We start from the raw sequence: 12,589 nt of genomic DNA on the forward strand, positions 1-12,589 counted from the left end.
GCTACCGAAACGAAGCCGGCGGGGGAACCGATCGGCGCCGGGGGATCCACATGCACGCCATGACGCCGACGGAGGTCTTCCTCCTCGCGATACTCATCATCTTCACCGTGCCGTATCTGGTGTGGCGGCTCGGGCGGACCGATTACTGGGCGCCGCTGGTGGTGGTGCAGATCTTCGGCGGCATCCTGCTCGGGCCGGGCGTGCTCGGCGCGGCGTATCCCGATTATTACGCGACCGTCTTCACGCCCGCGACCTTGGGATCTCTCAACGGCATCGCCTGGTGGGCGGTGATGATGTTCGTCTGGGTCGCGGGGATCGAACTCGACCTCGGCGAAGCATGGAAACGGCGCGGCGAGACCGGCGTCACCGCAGGGCTGGCGCTTGCGGTACCGCTGATCACCGGTAGCATCGCCGCGGTACTGATGCTGCGCTATCCCGGCTGGCGCGGGCCGGACGGCGCGACATGGCAGGTGGTGCTCGGCATCGGCATGGCGTGCGCGGTCACCGCGCTGCCGATCCTCGTGCTGTTCCTGGAAAAGCTCGATGTGCTGCGTCAGCCGATCGGCCAACGAGATCCTGCGCTATGCCAGCCTCGACGACATCGCGATCTGGGGTGTGCTCGCGCTGATCCTGCTCGACTGGGAACGCGTCGGGCGGCAGGGCGGCTTCCTGGTCGGGTTCGCGATCGCGACGTTGATCGTGCGCAAGTTGATGGCGCGGATCGAGGAGCGCGACCGCTGGTATGTCAGCCTGATCTGGCTGGCCGGCTGCGGGTTCGCGGCGGACTGGGCAGGGCTTCATTTCATGGTCGGCGCCTTCCTGTCGGGCGCGGTGCTCGATTCGAAATGGTTCACGACCGCGAAGATGGACCAGTTCCGCCATTTCGTGCTGCTCGCGGTGATGCCGGTGTTCTTCCTGTCGACGGGGTTGAAGACGCAGTGGGCGGTCGGTGGTTACGCGGTGTTCGCCGCGGCGGCGTTGTTGCTGGTCGCGTCGGTCGGCGGCAAGCTGATCGGTGTTCACTCTGCCGGGCGGATCCTGAAGTGGCGGCCGGGCGAAGCGTCGGCGATCGGCTGGCTGCTCCAGACCAAGGCGTTGATCATGATCATCTTCGTCAACATCCTGCTCGATAAGAAGATCATCACCAACGAGACCTTCACCGCGCTGCTGCTGATGGCGCTGGCGAGCACGATGCTGACCGTGCCGATGGTCGCGCCGAAGTTGAAGAAGCTCGCGGGGTTGGTGAGGAAGAGCGGGTGAGGACGCCACATCGTCATCCTGACGAAAGTCAGGACCCAGAATTACGAACGCCGTGCTGCTTGGCTCTGGATCCTGACTTTCGTCAGGATGACGGGTGGTTGTAGCTCAAGCGCCCGCGTTGAGCAGGTCGTGGCGTTTCAGGGCGTGGCGGAGTTGGTCGTAGCTCAGGCCTAGGGCCTCCGCGGTCGCACGTTGGTTGAAGCGGTGTTCGGACAGCGCGCGCGAGAGCAGGTCGCGTTCGAAGCGGGATACGCGGGACTTGAAGTCCGAGGGGCCTTCCTCGCAAGCGACGACCGGGTCTTCGCCGTCATCCGCTTCGGCCGCGCGTGGAGCTACAACCATAGGCTTCGGCGCGGTCGAAGCACCGGGCCGGTGTGGCGACTGAAACGGGTCGATCTCGATCGCATCGATCGGCCCCGCCTGCTCCCAACGATACACCGCGCGCTCGACGACATTGCGGAGTTCGCGGACGTTGCCCGGCCAGCGATACGCGATCAGCGCGTCCATCGCCGCCGGGCCGAACCCCTCCCACCGCTCGCGGCCAAGCTCCGAAGCCATCCGCCGGCCAAAATGCTCGGCAAGGACGACCACGTCGCCGGTGCGCGCGTAAAGGCGGCAACGTCACCACCTCGAACGACAACCGGTCGAGCAGATCGGCGCGGAATTCGTGCCGGTCGACCTTGTCCGGCAGATGCTCGTTGGTCGCGGCCACGATCCGCACGTCGACGCGCATCGGTCGCGACGAGCCGATCCGCGTGATCTCGCCGTACTCGACCGCGCGCAACAGGCGGTCCTGCGCCGCCATCGACAGCGTCCCCAACTCGTCGAGGAACAGCGTGCCGCCATCGGCCTCCTCGAACCGCCCGACCCGCGCCTTGGTCGCGCCGGTGAACGCGCCCGCCTCGTGCCCGAACAGTTCCGCCTCGATCAGCGTCTCGGGCAACGCCGCGCAGTTCATGATGACCAGCGGCTGGTCCCACCGCGGCGACAGCCGGTGAAGGCGCTCGGCGACCAGTTCCTTGCCCGTACCACGCTCGCCGATGACCAGTACGGGACGGTCCAACGCCGCCGCCCGCGACGCGCGTTCCAGCGCTGCCATGAACGTACCGGACTCGCCGATGACCTGGGTTGTTCGCTCCATGGCGAAGATGTGGCGCGAATTCCCAACTCTTGGCAAGCTTACGGGTGCCGCCTCGCACCCAAAATCGCGCAAACCCCTGCAATTCCGCCATTTTCGAAACTGGCACGACAGATGCAATGCTTCAGGCAACCCGCCGAATAGCGGAACCAACCAGTCTTAAAGGGGACCCACCATGTTCAACACCACCATCGCCCGCACCGTCGCCGCCACCCTCTGCACCATCGTCGTCAGCGCAACCTGCGTCCTCGGCGCAGTCGGCCCAGCGATCGCAACCAACACAACGCCTATCGCGGTTCACACCTCGATCGTGGCATAAGACCCCGACGGCTTAGAGCCTCGGGCCGACCCCTGGAGTAGGATTTACATGGGCATCTTTTCCCGCACCCGCGACATCGTCGCCGCCAACTTCGCCGATCTCATCGAGAAGGCCGAAGATCCGTCGAAGATGATCCGCATGATCATCCTCGAGATGGAGGAAACGCTGGTCGAGGTTCGCGCCTCCGCCGCGCGCACCATCGCCGACCAGAAGGAGATGCGCCGCCATATCTCGAAGCTCGAGCAGCTCCAGGACAACTGGACCGAGAAGGCCGAGCTGGCGCTGAGCAAGGACCGTGAGGACCTGGCCAAGGCAGCCCTGGTCGAGCGCCAGAAGGCATTCGACATGGCCGAGCAGTTGAAGGCCGAGGTCGGCGTGCTCGACGATGCGCTTCGGGCATCCGAAGAGGACATCGCCAAGCTCCAGACCAAGCTCCGCGAGGCACGCACCAAGCAGAACGCGGTGCAGACCCGGCTGGAAAGCGCGAACAACCGCACCCGGCTGCGCGAGATGTACAACGGTCCGAAGACGCACGAGGCGTTCAGCCGCTTCGACATCCTCGACCGCCGCGTCGACGAGGCCGAGGGCCGCGCGGATGCGATGGGGCTCGGGGTCGTCAAGACGCTCGAAGAGGAAATCGCCGAGCTGCGCAGCGACGACAAGGTCAACGCCCAGCTCGCCGCGCTGAAAGCGCGCATGAAGAAGGACGATTGAGATGGACACCGTACTCGTATGCGCCACCCTCTTCGTCGGACTGCCCTGGGTGATCCTCCACTATGTCACCAAGTGGAAGACCGCGCCCAAGATCACGGACGAGGACGAGCGGCTGCTCGATGAGATGCAGATGCTCGCGCGTCGCCTCGAAGACCGGGTGATGACCGTCGAACGGATCATCGCCGCCGACAATCCCGACTGGAAGCCGGGCCTAGGCACCACCCAGTCGGACTCACCCTACCGGCTCGATCGCGACAGCGACCGCCAGGCCAACCGCCCCTTCGAACGGAGAAACTGACATGTCCGGTAGCCGCACCCAGTTTTACCTCGACAAGCAGAATGCCAAGTTCAAGGGCGTCTGCTCAGGGATCGCCGATTACACGGGCGTGGACATCACGCTCATCCGGGTCGCCATGGTCGTGCTGGCGGTCGCCACCAGCGGCTGGGTCATTCTCGGTTATTTCGCCACCGCGTGGTTGGCGCCCAAGAAGCCGACCGGCCTGTACGAGACACCCGATGACGCGAAGTTCTGGCAGGGTGTCCGCTCCAACCCAAAGCGTTCGACCGCCGAGGTCCGCAGCAAGTTCCGCGACATCGACCGCCGCCTTGCCGACATCGAGACACACTATACCAGCCGCAACAGCAATAGCCTCGCGGCAGAGATCGACAGCCTACGCTGAGACGCGGCGTCAACAGGGAGACAGACAATGCATTGGGGTGGACCTGGATTTGTGCTTGCGATCATCGCGATCACGACCATCGGCTGGATCGCGAACAACTGGATCCGTACCAAGCACGGCTATCCGCCGAGCGACGACTGGGGCAACACGATGAGCTGGGGCGGCGGGCCCAAGCAGGACCCGGCGGGTGATCGCAAGGTCGAACTGCTCAGCAGCGAGAATGAACGCCTGACCGGCCAGGTCTCGCGCCTCGAAGAGCGGATCGCGGTTCTTGAACGCATCGCCACCGATCCCGCCGAGCGCACCGCTCGCGAGATCGACGCTCTCCGCGATCGCTGAGGACAGGGATCATGAACAACTTCACGATCTTCCTGCTCGTCTTTATCGTGATCGGACTTCCGGTCATCCTCGGGATCGGCAGCAGCGTCTTCAAGGACTGGATCAAGCACAAGGAGCGCATGGCAACCGCGCTCAATGCGCAGACCGCCGAGAAGTCCGCGCAATATGCCGCCCATACCGAACGCCTGGAACAGCGGGTCCGGGTGCTCGAACGGATCGTCACCGATCGCAAAATCGAGTTGTCGGACGCCATCGAGCAATTGCGCGACGACCACCCGCTTGACCGAACCCCGCTCAATGAAGCCAATACACAGGAGATAAGATCATGAATGGTGGACAGGTGATGGTCGTGATGATCGTCCTGATCGTGATGATTACCGGCATCTTCAAATCGCGCCACAAGAGCGCGCGCCGCGGCGAAGGCGTCTCGCTGATGAACGACCCCGAGGCGGCGCGGCTGCGCGACGAAGTGCAGCAGATGAAGGAACGCATCCAGGTGCTGGAGCGCGTGATCACCGATAACCACAAGAGCGTCGATCTCGACCGAGAGATCGAGCGGCTCCGCGACCGCTAGGAGGCGGACATGATCGACCCGAACCTTTACATCACCTTGGCGCTGGCGAGCCTTGCGGGGCTGGCGATGGTCGTCGCCGGCGGATTGGCCGGATGGCGCGGATGGCTCTCGCTGCGGCGGCTGGAACTGGATCATGCGCAGGACGGCCGGATGCCGGTCGCGGTGTCGACCGGATCGCGGATCGAGATCGCCGATCTGAAGGAACGTATCAAGAAGCTCGAGGCGATCGCCGCCGGGGTGGATCTTTAGGACGCCCCCTGGCATCCTATGTCCGGCATCTCCTCCCTGGACCGTCACCCCAGCGAAAGCTGGGGTCTCATCATAACGGGGAGACCCCAGCTTTCGCTGGGGTGACGGAAAGAGGCTTGGGGTAGATATTTCGGTTCGGCACAATGCAATCGGCTCGGGTTCGAGCATATGGCTAGCCGGACTGTTGCGAGCGAGCCGTCTCGGGAGTAACCGCCGCTTCCATGGCCACCCTCACCGACATCCGCGAGGAATATGACTTCCTCGAACCCGACGATCGCTACCGCCTGCTGATCGATCTCGGCAAAGAACTCGAACCCATGCCGGATGCGCTCAAGACCGATGCGACGCTGGTGCGGGGGTGTTCGGCGTCGGTATGGGTATATCCGACAACGACCGACGATGGCCGGCTGCATTTCCTGGCAGATTCGAATGCGGCGATCACCAAGGGGATCATCGCGCTGGTCTTGCTTACCGTGCAGGATCAGGCGCCATCCGAGATCGTCGCGACCGACATCAAGGCGGAACTGGCGCCGTTCGATCTGAGCAAACAGCTGAGTTCGAACCGGACTCAAGGGATCCCGAACATGATCGCGCTGATCCGCGAGACGGCGGAGCGGTACGCCGAATAACGTGCCCTCACCCTTCCCACCCGGCAAGCGCCGCGGGCCCCTTCCCTCTCCCCTCAGGGGAGGGGAGAGACGCCGAAGGCGGCGAGGGTGACGGCACGCTGGCGGTCAGTGACGCGACGACCTCGCTCACGTCAGCCCCAGCCGGCACCAGCATCCACCGATCGGGGCGAGCGCCGTCCACCATCACCACCGCGTTCTTCGGGCAAACCCCGAGGCACTTGACCTCGACCACGCCGCGGTCCGCCTTGCGGCCCTTCTTCACGCCGAGCGCCTGACGCAGCAGCTTGACCAGAGGCGTCCGCCCCTTGTCGCCGAACCCGCCGTCCAACTTCTTCGAACATTTCCCGCAGACCAGCACGCTCCCCTGCCACCGGCTGGCAAGAACGCGGATCACGCCGGTTTCCACGTCCGCTGGTCTTCGGCCGCCTTCAGCACCTCATACGCCGCCTGCACGCCCTGGAACCGCTTCGCTGCATCCTTGTCATCAGGCCGCACATCCGGGTGGTTGGCCTTCGCCATCCTGCGCCATGCCGCGCGCACGTCCTCGAACGTCGCGTCCGGCTCCAGATCCAGCACTTCCAGCGCGCGCATCTCATCACGCGAGCGGCTGCCATCACCCGAGCCCGCCCAAGCGTAATGCTTGGGATCGGTATAGCCATCGGCGGTCCGCGTTTCCGCCGCCTCGCGCTCGGCAGCCTCTTCTGCGCTCAAGCCTTCGAAGTAATTCCACCCGCGATTATATTCGCCTGCGTGGTTCATGCAGAAATACCAGCGATCGGGGCTGTTCGGCGATTTCGGCGCAGGACAATTGCCCGGCTCGTTGCAGCCGTGCCGGTCGCACAGCCGCACGGTCACCGCCTCGCTGCTCGCGCCATACTCGCGCCAGCGTGGAAAACCCCAGTCGGAAGATCGTGTCGTGCTTCTCGCCATAGCGGCCCGAGATAGGCGTCCGCGCGGACAACGCAACCGTGCGCGGCAAAGCCAACCCAAACGCGTGCAACCGAACAATCTTCCGCGTCGCAACATTCCAACTTGAGTCAGCCACCGTTCATCGCTTACTGAACATGAACTATTTGTCATGTGGCATGGATAGACGCGTCCGGTGCGGACGTATTCCCAGCCGACACCTTAGCGACAGGAGCCCTGGTGCCGACTCTCATTCCAAAGCTTACCACGTGGCGCGCGGATCTTCCCGCCTCCATCGTCGTCGCGCTCGTCGCGCTGCCACTCTGTCTCGGCGTCGCGCTGGCATCGGGTGCGCCGCTGTTCGCCGGGATCATCTCGGGGATCGTCGGTGGCATCGCCGTCGGCCTGTTCTCGAAGTCGCCGCTATCGGTCAGCGGCCCCGCCGCCGGCCTGACGGTGATCGTGCTCACCGCGATCGAGAGCATGCCAAGCTACCAGATGTTCCTGATGGCGGTCGTGCTGGCCGGCGTGCTCCAGATCTGCTTCTCGCTGACCCGCGCCGGCATCCTCAGCGAATTCGTGCCGTCTTCGGTCATCACCGGCATGCTCGCGGCGATCGGCCTGATCCTGATCCTCAAGCAGATCCCGCATGCCGTCGGCTTCGACCGCGAGGCCGAGGGGATCTTCGAATTCACCACTGCGAACGGTATCAACACCTTCTCGCGGATCCTCGACAGCCTCAGCGCAGCCGTCACCCCCGGCGCGATCCTGATCGCCTCGATCAGCCTCGCCTTCCTGTTCTGGTGGGATGGCGCAAAGCCCAAGGACGGGCCCCTGCGCTTCGTCCCCGGCCCGCTGGTCGTCGTGCTGATCGGCATCTTCGGCAATATGTTGCTTGGCGCCGTGAAGCCCGACTGGCAGTTGCAGGCGACGCACCTCGTCCAGGTGCCGATCACGCAAACGCTGTCGCAATTCCCGTCGTTGTTCACCTTCCCCGACTTTTCGGGGATCACGATGGGCATCGTCTGGAGCAGTGCCGTCACGCTCGCGATCGTCGCCAGCCTCGAATCGCTGCTGAGCGTCAAGGCGGTCGACGAGATCGATCCGCGCCGTCGCTCGACCGACAAGAACTGGGAGCTGATGGCGCAGGGCGGCGGCAACATCCTGTCCGGGCTGATCGGTGGCCTCCCCGTCACGTCCGTCATCGTCCGCTCGTCGGCGAACGTCGATGCCAAGGCCGAGAGCAAGCTGTCGACGATCCTGCACGGCTTCTGGCTGCTGGTCAGCGTCGCGTTGATTCCCGCGGTGCTGAACCTGATCCCGCTGTCGGCGCTCGCCGCGGTGCTGATCGCGACCGGCTACAAGCTGACCAAGCCCAAGCTGTATACCGAACGCTTCAAGCAGGGCTGGACGCAGTTCATTCCCTTCGTCGTCACGGTCGCTGCGATCCTGTTTACCGATCTTCTCGAAGGCATCGTCATCGGCCTTGCGGTCGGCTTCGTGTTCGTCGTCGCGCGCAACTTCCGTACCGCGATCACCTTCGCCTGCGACGACGAGGACTGCCTCGTCCGCGCCCGCCGCAACCTGTACTTTATCCACAAATATGAACTGCAGAAGTCGCTCGCCAAGGTGCCCGACAACGCCAACCTGCTGATCGACCTGTCGTCGACCAGCTATGTCGATCTCGACAATGTCGACATCATCAACGCGTTCATCAAGGGCGCCGCGTATCGCGGCATCACCGTGCTCATCCGCGGCGATCTCGCGCTGCGTACCGTCAAGCTGATCAACGCCCCCCAGACCGAGGTCCGTTTCGCATGAGGCAGTACAAGCAGCTCCTGCTCGCCAACAAGGCGTGGGCGGCCGAGATCATCGAGGAGAGCGCCGACTTCTTCCAGCGCCAGCTGGTCGGCCAGAACCCGGAGTTCCTGTGGATCGGTTGTTCGGACAGCCGCGTCGGCCCCGAACAGATGACCATGACGCCACCCGGCAACATGTTCATCCACCGCAATATCGCGAACCTGGTCAAGGACGACGACACGAACCTGATGTCGGTGCTGCAATATGCAGTCGACGTGCTGGGCGTGCGCCACATCATCATCTGTGGCCACTACGCGTGCGGCGGGATCCGCGCGACGCTCGACGGCGGTACGACCGGTCCGGTTGACGACTGGCTCAGTACCGCGCGCTGCGTGCTACACGACCATGCCGACGAGATCGACGCGCAGCCCGACCGCGAGCAGAAGGTCAACCGGCTGGTCGAGGTCAACGTCCGCGACCAGCTCGTGCGGCTTGCGCGTACCAAGACGATCCAAGGGGCGTTCGCACGTGGGCAGGAAGTACTGCTCCACGGCTGGGTCTACGACATCCGCGACGGGCTAATCAAACCGATGATGGAGATCGATTCGACGACCGTGCTGGAGGAGGTCGGGCGGCCGGACAAGGTGCTGGTGTAGGCGATGGCGAATCCTCCCCCACAAGGGGGAGGATCATGAAGCAATACTTCACCCCGGCATCTTGAACCGCACCTGCTGCGACAGCCCGCCGCAGCCGACACCGCCATCGGGGCGGAAGGTCTTGCTCCAGCGTGCGCCCGCCACCGTCTGCACGCCCGCCTTGGTGAATACGAACGGCGGATAGCTGAGTACCGCGCGTTGGTTGAGTACCCGGCCGTTGGCATCGACGTCGAACTGCGTCTTGGTCCAACCTTCGAAGCCCCAGGCCATCGCCTCGTTCGGGAAGACGCCGCCCGCCGACAGGAAGTGCGGCGGCGCATCGAGGATCGCGCACTGGTTCGCGGCCAGCCCCGACCGCTCGAACGTCGCGCGCGGTTGCGGTTTCGCCTGCCTGTTGCTGAAGCGACGCGAGACGGATCAGTGCACCGACCCGCAACGGATCGTTCGCGGCGAGCCCCTTGTCGTCGGCCACCTGCTGCAGCAGCACCGCGCGGCGACTGCGCGAATGGGTCCGCTCGGCGATCAGCAACAGGGTCGCGGACCGCGCCTTGGGATCGTTCGCGTACGCAGGGACCGACAGCAGCGGCGTTAGCCCGCGCGTAGACTTCGTTCTTCCAGTTGTCCGCGCTGTCGGTCTGGCGGACGCTAATATCCAGCGGCAGCCGTGCGGTCGGCGGCGCGCCCTGCGCCTCGGCGATCGCGAGCGCCCGCCGTGCGAGGACGTTGCTCTCCTCGCGCCCGACCACCGCATTGTTCACGAGTTGATAAAGCGGTGGCAGCGCGGCGAGCGAAGTGGCGCCGGACTTCGCCTCCGCTGCGGCGAGCGCCGCGCGTTGGCGGACGACGGCGACCGCATCCGCGCCGCGCTCCTCGGTCGGCAGCGCAAGCCCCTTCGATTCGAGCCACGTCGCCATGTCGGCGTCGAGGAACTTGGTGATCGACGGACGCTCGAACGCGGTCGAACAGCGCATCTCGATCCGGACGTTGTAGCGGAAGAACGCCGGTAGCGCCTTGACCTGCTCGGGCGTCCACGACCAGTCGCGAACCGCGCGCGAACTCCAGCGCAACCGCACCGCCCCCCGCCGCATAGATCGGCGAGACCCTGCTCACCACGCCGTCGTCGCCGATCGTGAACTCGACGACCGCCATGTCCGCCGGGCGCAGATCGGCCTCGCCACCGCACGGCGGGACGTCCATCTGTACTGCCGGATCGAACTCGCCCTTGGTCAGCCGGCCCGCCCCGGTCATCGCCATGTAGCGGCGCGCGTCGTCCGCCTTGCCTGCCAGCAGCGAAGCGATCGCCGCATCGGAGCGCGCGGAGACGTCGGTCACGTCGGTCTGCGAGGTCAGGCCACCGAGTTGCTTGACGGCCTCGACCGCATAGGCACGCGCCGGTTCGTAGGCGCCACGGTTGAGCAGCAGGATCGCGTGACGACGCGCGACCAGCGCCTTCAGCTTGCCATCAGTCTTTAGCGGCTTCAGCAACGCATCCGCGCGGGCGAGCGCGGCATCCGCGGCGGCGGGGTCGGTAAACGTCTTGGTGTTCGCCAGCGCCAGCATCGATGCGACTTTCAGGTCGGGCGTATCGGCGGCGGTCTCGGCGCTCGCGTAGGAATCGCTCGCCCCCGCGTAGTCGAGCGCGTTTTCCGCAATGGTGCCGAGATTGTAATTCGCCCGCCAGCGATCCTCGGCAAGCGTCGCATCGCTCGCCGGCAACAAGGCAAGCCCGGCGCGCGCCGCGGTCACCGCATCGTCGGACCGATCGAGCTTGAAAAGCGCGGCACTTTTACGGATCAGCGCGACGCCGCGGCTGCGCGAGCCGGGCTTGGTGCGCGCCTCGAGCTTCTGCCACGCGGCGAGCGCGGCGGGCTTGTCGCCCTTCGCATCAAGCGCCGCGGCGGTGTCGAAATCCTGTTGTACGGTGGTGGTCGCTGGCGGAGCCCCCGTCTGCGCCGACGCTGCGGTCATCGCCATCACGCCAACACTCAGCACGCCGAAATTTCCGAAACGCATCACTTCCCCCGACGTAGTTCCGCCGCAGTCTGCTACGGTTCGGGGAAGGATGCCAGAGGGTCTGTAAGCCGGGTTCTGTCCATTTCCGATCCTTCGATACGGAAGTTAGGCGACCATTCCTCTAGGGCGACAGTTACCCGCCGCCTCAAGCAATCAACCCGGGTGACGAGCTGAAACGAAGCCCATGTGCCACCCCTATTCGATCTTGCTCCCGGTGGGGTTTGCCGTGCCGCCCCTGTTACCAGGCGCGCGGTGCGCTCTTACCGCACCCTTTCACTCTGACCGCCCCGGCTTGTGCCGAGGGTTGGCCGTCTGCTCTCTGTGGCACTTTCCCTGAGGTCACCCTCGCCGGGCGTTACCCGGCACCGTCGTTTCGCGGAGCCCGGACTTTCCTCGCGTGTTCGAAAACACCCGCGGCCGCCCGACCCTCTGGCGCGCAGACCCCTAGTCGTCGCCCATCGGTTTGGGAAGCAGCAATGCGAGCAGGATGCAGCGACATTCCGCGTCGACTTCACCATCGACCAATTCCGGACGGAAGCGGCGCTGGAACGCCATCGTCGCCGCCATCCGGTTCTCGACGTCGTAGCCGAAGCGTTCAAGCGCCAAGCAAAAGCCGCCCTCGGTCCAGCCAGGATCCATAAGGTTCTTTGTAGGCCTGGGCAGCGCCAGCCGCCGTCGCGCGAGTTCATGCCACGGAAACAGTTCGCCCGGATCGCGTTTGCGGGTCGGCGCGATGTCCGAATGGCCGACGATGTTGCCGCGGGTAATTTCGTGGCGGTCCTTGATCTCCGCGACCAGCGCCACGACCGACGCGATCTGTTCGGGCGGGAACGGGCGATAGCCGAACTCGTGACCAGGATTGACGATCTCGATGCCGATGCTTGCCGAGTTGATGTCCTCGATCCCGCGCCAATGCGAGCGGCCGGCATGCCAGGCGCGCTTGTCTTCCGCGACCATCCGCAGGACCGTGCCGTCCTCCTCGACCAGGTAATGCGACGACACCTTCGCCGCCGGATCGCGCAACCGGGCGATCGCCGACGCGCCGTCCTGCATGCCGGTATAGTGGAGCACGATCATCGTGATGGGCAGCGAACGATCGTCGAAATTTGGTGACGGTGTCTCGATAAACTTCAAGCCAGCTTCCCTTCACGCCGTTCGGCCAAGCCGACGCCACTCTGAGCCCCACGGATCACGACGCGTGCGACACCGCGCAGTGTCAGGCCACCGCCTGCCGACATCAATAGCGTTAACGGACCGCCAACGTAATAGGCTCCGACGAACGGCCGGATGATCGGCGCGGCGACTATCATCA

17 protein-coding genes, 1 other RNA gene and 2 pseudogenes are annotated in these 12,589 nt (G+C 64.9%); 12 read left to right on the forward strand and 8 right to left on the reverse strand.

Annotated features, from left to right (window positions below):
- Positions 1–50: 50 nt before the first annotated feature.
- Positions 51–1,260 (forward strand): annotated as a pseudogene (locus QP181_RS07455) (cation:proton antiporter).
- 105 nt (positions 1,261–1,365) lie between these two features.
- Here QP181_RS07455 and pspF read toward each other — a convergent pair.
- A pseudogene (gene pspF, locus QP181_RS07460) lies at positions 1,366–2,401 on the reverse strand (phage shock protein operon transcriptional activator).
- A 172-nt stretch (positions 2,402–2,573) separates the two neighbouring features.
- Here pspF and QP181_RS07465 point away from each other — a divergent pair.
- From QP181_RS07465 to QP181_RS07505, 9 genes are all read left to right on the forward strand, one after another.
- The gene (locus QP181_RS07465) at positions 2,574–2,717 is read left to right on the forward strand and encodes a hypothetical protein (RefSeq protein WP_165911400.1); all 144 of its coding nucleotides are present in this window, start codon (positions 2,574–2,576) and stop codon (positions 2,715–2,717) included.
- A gap of 48 nt (positions 2,718–2,765) precedes the next feature.
- Positions 2,766–3,431, forward strand: coding sequence for a phage shock protein PspA (gene pspA / locus QP181_RS07470; RefSeq protein WP_056482347.1), 666 nt, complete (start codon positions 2,766–2,768; stop codon positions 3,429–3,431).
- A 1-nt stretch (position 3,432) separates the two neighbouring features.
- Complete coding sequence (gene pspB / locus QP181_RS07475) at positions 3,433–3,729, forward strand: envelope stress response membrane protein PspB (RefSeq protein ID WP_333928144.1); 297 nt, start codon at positions 3,433–3,435, stop codon at positions 3,727–3,729.
- 1 nt (position 3,730) lies between these two features.
- Positions 3,731–4,111 (forward strand): envelope stress response membrane protein PspC, encoded by a 381-nt coding sequence (pspC, locus tag QP181_RS07480; RefSeq protein ID WP_333928145.1) that lies wholly within the window; start codon positions 3,731–3,733, stop codon positions 4,109–4,111.
- 27 nt (positions 4,112–4,138) lie between these two features.
- Positions 4,139–4,450 carry a hypothetical protein gene (locus QP181_RS07485; protein WP_333928146.1) on the forward strand — a complete coding sequence of 104 codons (312 nt, stop codon included), beginning with the start codon at positions 4,139–4,141 and terminating at the stop codon, positions 4,448–4,450.
- Between the two features lie 11 nt (positions 4,451–4,461).
- Complete coding sequence (locus QP181_RS07490) at positions 4,462–4,779, forward strand: hypothetical protein (protein ID WP_333928147.1); 318 nt, start codon at positions 4,462–4,464, stop codon at positions 4,777–4,779.
- On the forward strand, positions 4,776–5,024 hold the full coding sequence (locus tag QP181_RS07495) for a hypothetical protein (protein ID WP_132896794.1): 249 nt from the start codon (positions 4,776–4,778) through the stop codon (positions 5,022–5,024). The genes QP181_RS07490 and QP181_RS07495 overlap by 4 nt, the downstream gene beginning before the upstream one ends.
- A 9-nt stretch (positions 5,025–5,033) precedes the next feature.
- Positions 5,034–5,273 carry a hypothetical protein gene (locus QP181_RS07500; RefSeq protein WP_132896795.1) on the forward strand — a complete coding sequence of 80 codons (240 nt, stop codon included), beginning with the start codon at positions 5,034–5,036 and terminating at the stop codon, positions 5,271–5,273.
- Between the two features lie 221 nt (positions 5,274–5,494).
- Entirely contained in the window at positions 5,495–5,902 is a 408-nt protein-coding gene (locus QP181_RS07505) for a SufE family protein (protein WP_333928148.1), read from the forward strand.
- Positions 5,903–5,909: 7 nt separating this feature from the next.
- On the opposite strand, the gene QP181_RS07510 is transcribed toward QP181_RS07505, so the two are convergent.
- Together QP181_RS07510 and QP181_RS07515 are read right to left on the reverse strand one after the other, a co-directional pair.
- A complete protein-coding gene (locus tag QP181_RS07510; RefSeq protein ID WP_333928149.1) occupies positions 5,910–6,296 on the reverse strand; it encodes a (2Fe-2S) ferredoxin domain-containing protein in 387 nt (128 codons plus the stop codon).
- Positions 6,293–6,832, reverse strand: a complete 540-nt coding sequence (locus tag QP181_RS07515; protein ID WP_132740030.1) for a J domain-containing protein — start codon at positions 6,830–6,832, stop codon at positions 6,293–6,295. Before QP181_RS07515 ends, QP181_RS07510 begins: the two co-directional genes overlap by 4 nt.
- 216 nt (positions 6,833–7,048) lie before the next feature.
- Here QP181_RS07515 and QP181_RS07520 point away from each other — a divergent pair, with 216 nt between their 5' ends.
- Positions 7,049–8,629 (forward strand): SulP family inorganic anion transporter, encoded by a 1,581-nt coding sequence (locus tag QP181_RS07520; protein WP_333928150.1) that lies wholly within the window; start codon positions 7,049–7,051, stop codon positions 8,627–8,629.
- Positions 8,626–9,264 carry a carbonic anhydrase gene (locus QP181_RS07525; RefSeq protein WP_333928151.1) on the forward strand — a complete coding sequence of 213 codons (639 nt, stop codon included), beginning with the start codon at positions 8,626–8,628 and terminating at the stop codon, positions 9,262–9,264. The genes QP181_RS07520 and QP181_RS07525 overlap by 4 nt, the downstream gene beginning before the upstream one ends.
- A gap of 48 nt (positions 9,265–9,312) precedes the next feature.
- Here QP181_RS07525 and QP181_RS07530 read toward each other — a convergent pair whose 3' ends face one another.
- The 5 genes from QP181_RS07530 to QP181_RS07550 all read right to left on the reverse strand — a co-directional run bounded on the left by QP181_RS07530 (position 9,313) and on the right by QP181_RS07550 (position 12,587).
- Positions 9,313–9,612: an energy transducer TonB gene (locus QP181_RS07530; protein ID WP_333929584.1), complete on the reverse strand. Its 300-nt coding sequence runs from the start codon at positions 9,610–9,612 to the stop codon at positions 9,313–9,315.
- Positions 9,613–9,909: 297 nt separating this feature from the next.
- Positions 9,910–11,277, reverse strand: a complete 1,368-nt coding sequence (locus QP181_RS07535; protein ID WP_333928152.1) for a hypothetical protein — start codon at positions 11,275–11,277, stop codon at positions 9,910–9,912.
- 48 nt (positions 11,278–11,325) lie between these two features.
- Positions 11,326–11,710: RNase P RNA component class A (gene rnpB / locus QP181_RS07540), an RNA gene on the reverse strand.
- An 11-nt stretch (positions 11,711–11,721) separates the two neighbouring features.
- Positions 11,722–12,411 (reverse strand): N-acetylmuramoyl-L-alanine amidase, encoded by a 690-nt coding sequence (locus tag QP181_RS07545; protein WP_333928153.1) that lies wholly within the window; start codon positions 12,409–12,411, stop codon positions 11,722–11,724.
- Entirely contained in the window at positions 12,408–12,587 is a 180-nt protein-coding gene (locus QP181_RS07550; RefSeq protein WP_333928154.1) for a hypothetical protein, read from the reverse strand. Before QP181_RS07550 ends, QP181_RS07545 begins: the two co-directional genes overlap by 4 nt.
- Positions 12,588–12,589: the final 2 nt, after the last annotated feature.

The sequence above is a fragment of the Sphingomonas sp. LR55 genome, assembly GCF_036856015.1.
In the GTDB taxonomy this organism is placed as follows: Bacteria; Pseudomonadota; Alphaproteobacteria; order Sphingomonadales; family Sphingomonadaceae; genus Sphingomonas.

Bases quoted from the DNA above. Each gene is read 5' to 3' on its own strand.
- QP181_RS07525 (WP_333928151.1), top strand. From the start codon at position 8,626: ATGAGGCAGTACAAGCAGCTCCTGCTCGCCAACAAGGCGTGGGCGGCC.
- QP181_RS07500 (WP_132896795.1), top strand. From the start codon at position 5,034: ATGATCGACCCGAACCTTTACATCACCTTGGCGCTGGCGAGCCTTGCG.
- pspC (WP_333928145.1), top strand. From the start codon at position 3,731: ATGTCCGGTAGCCGCACCCAGTTTTACCTCGACAAGCAGAATGCCAAG.
- QP181_RS07505 (WP_333928148.1), top strand. From the start codon at position 5,495: ATGGCCACCCTCACCGACATCCGCGAGGAATATGACTTCCTCGAACCC.
- QP181_RS07550 (WP_333928154.1), bottom strand. From the start codon at position 12,587: ATGATAGTCGCCGCGCCGATCATCCGGCCGTTCGTCGGAGCCTATTAC.
- QP181_RS07535 (WP_333928152.1), bottom strand. From the start codon at position 11,277: ATGCGTTTCGGAAATTTCGGCGTGCTGAGTGTTGGCGTGATGGCGATG.
- QP181_RS07485 (WP_333928146.1), top strand. From the start codon at position 4,139: ATGCATTGGGGTGGACCTGGATTTGTGCTTGCGATCATCGCGATCACG.
- QP181_RS07495 (WP_132896794.1), top strand. From the start codon at position 4,776: ATGAATGGTGGACAGGTGATGGTCGTGATGATCGTCCTGATCGTGATG.
- QP181_RS07515 (WP_132740030.1), bottom strand. From the start codon at position 6,832: ATGGCGAGAAGCACGACACGATCTTCCGACTGGGGTTTTCCACGCTGG.
- pspB (WP_333928144.1), top strand. From the start codon at position 3,433: ATGGACACCGTACTCGTATGCGCCACCCTCTTCGTCGGACTGCCCTGG.
- QP181_RS07490 (WP_333928147.1), top strand. From the start codon at position 4,462: ATGAACAACTTCACGATCTTCCTGCTCGTCTTTATCGTGATCGGACTT.
- QP181_RS07465 (WP_165911400.1), top strand. From the start codon at position 2,574: ATGTTCAACACCACCATCGCCCGCACCGTCGCCGCCACCCTCTGCACC.
- pspA (WP_056482347.1), top strand. From the start codon at position 2,766: ATGGGCATCTTTTCCCGCACCCGCGACATCGTCGCCGCCAACTTCGCC.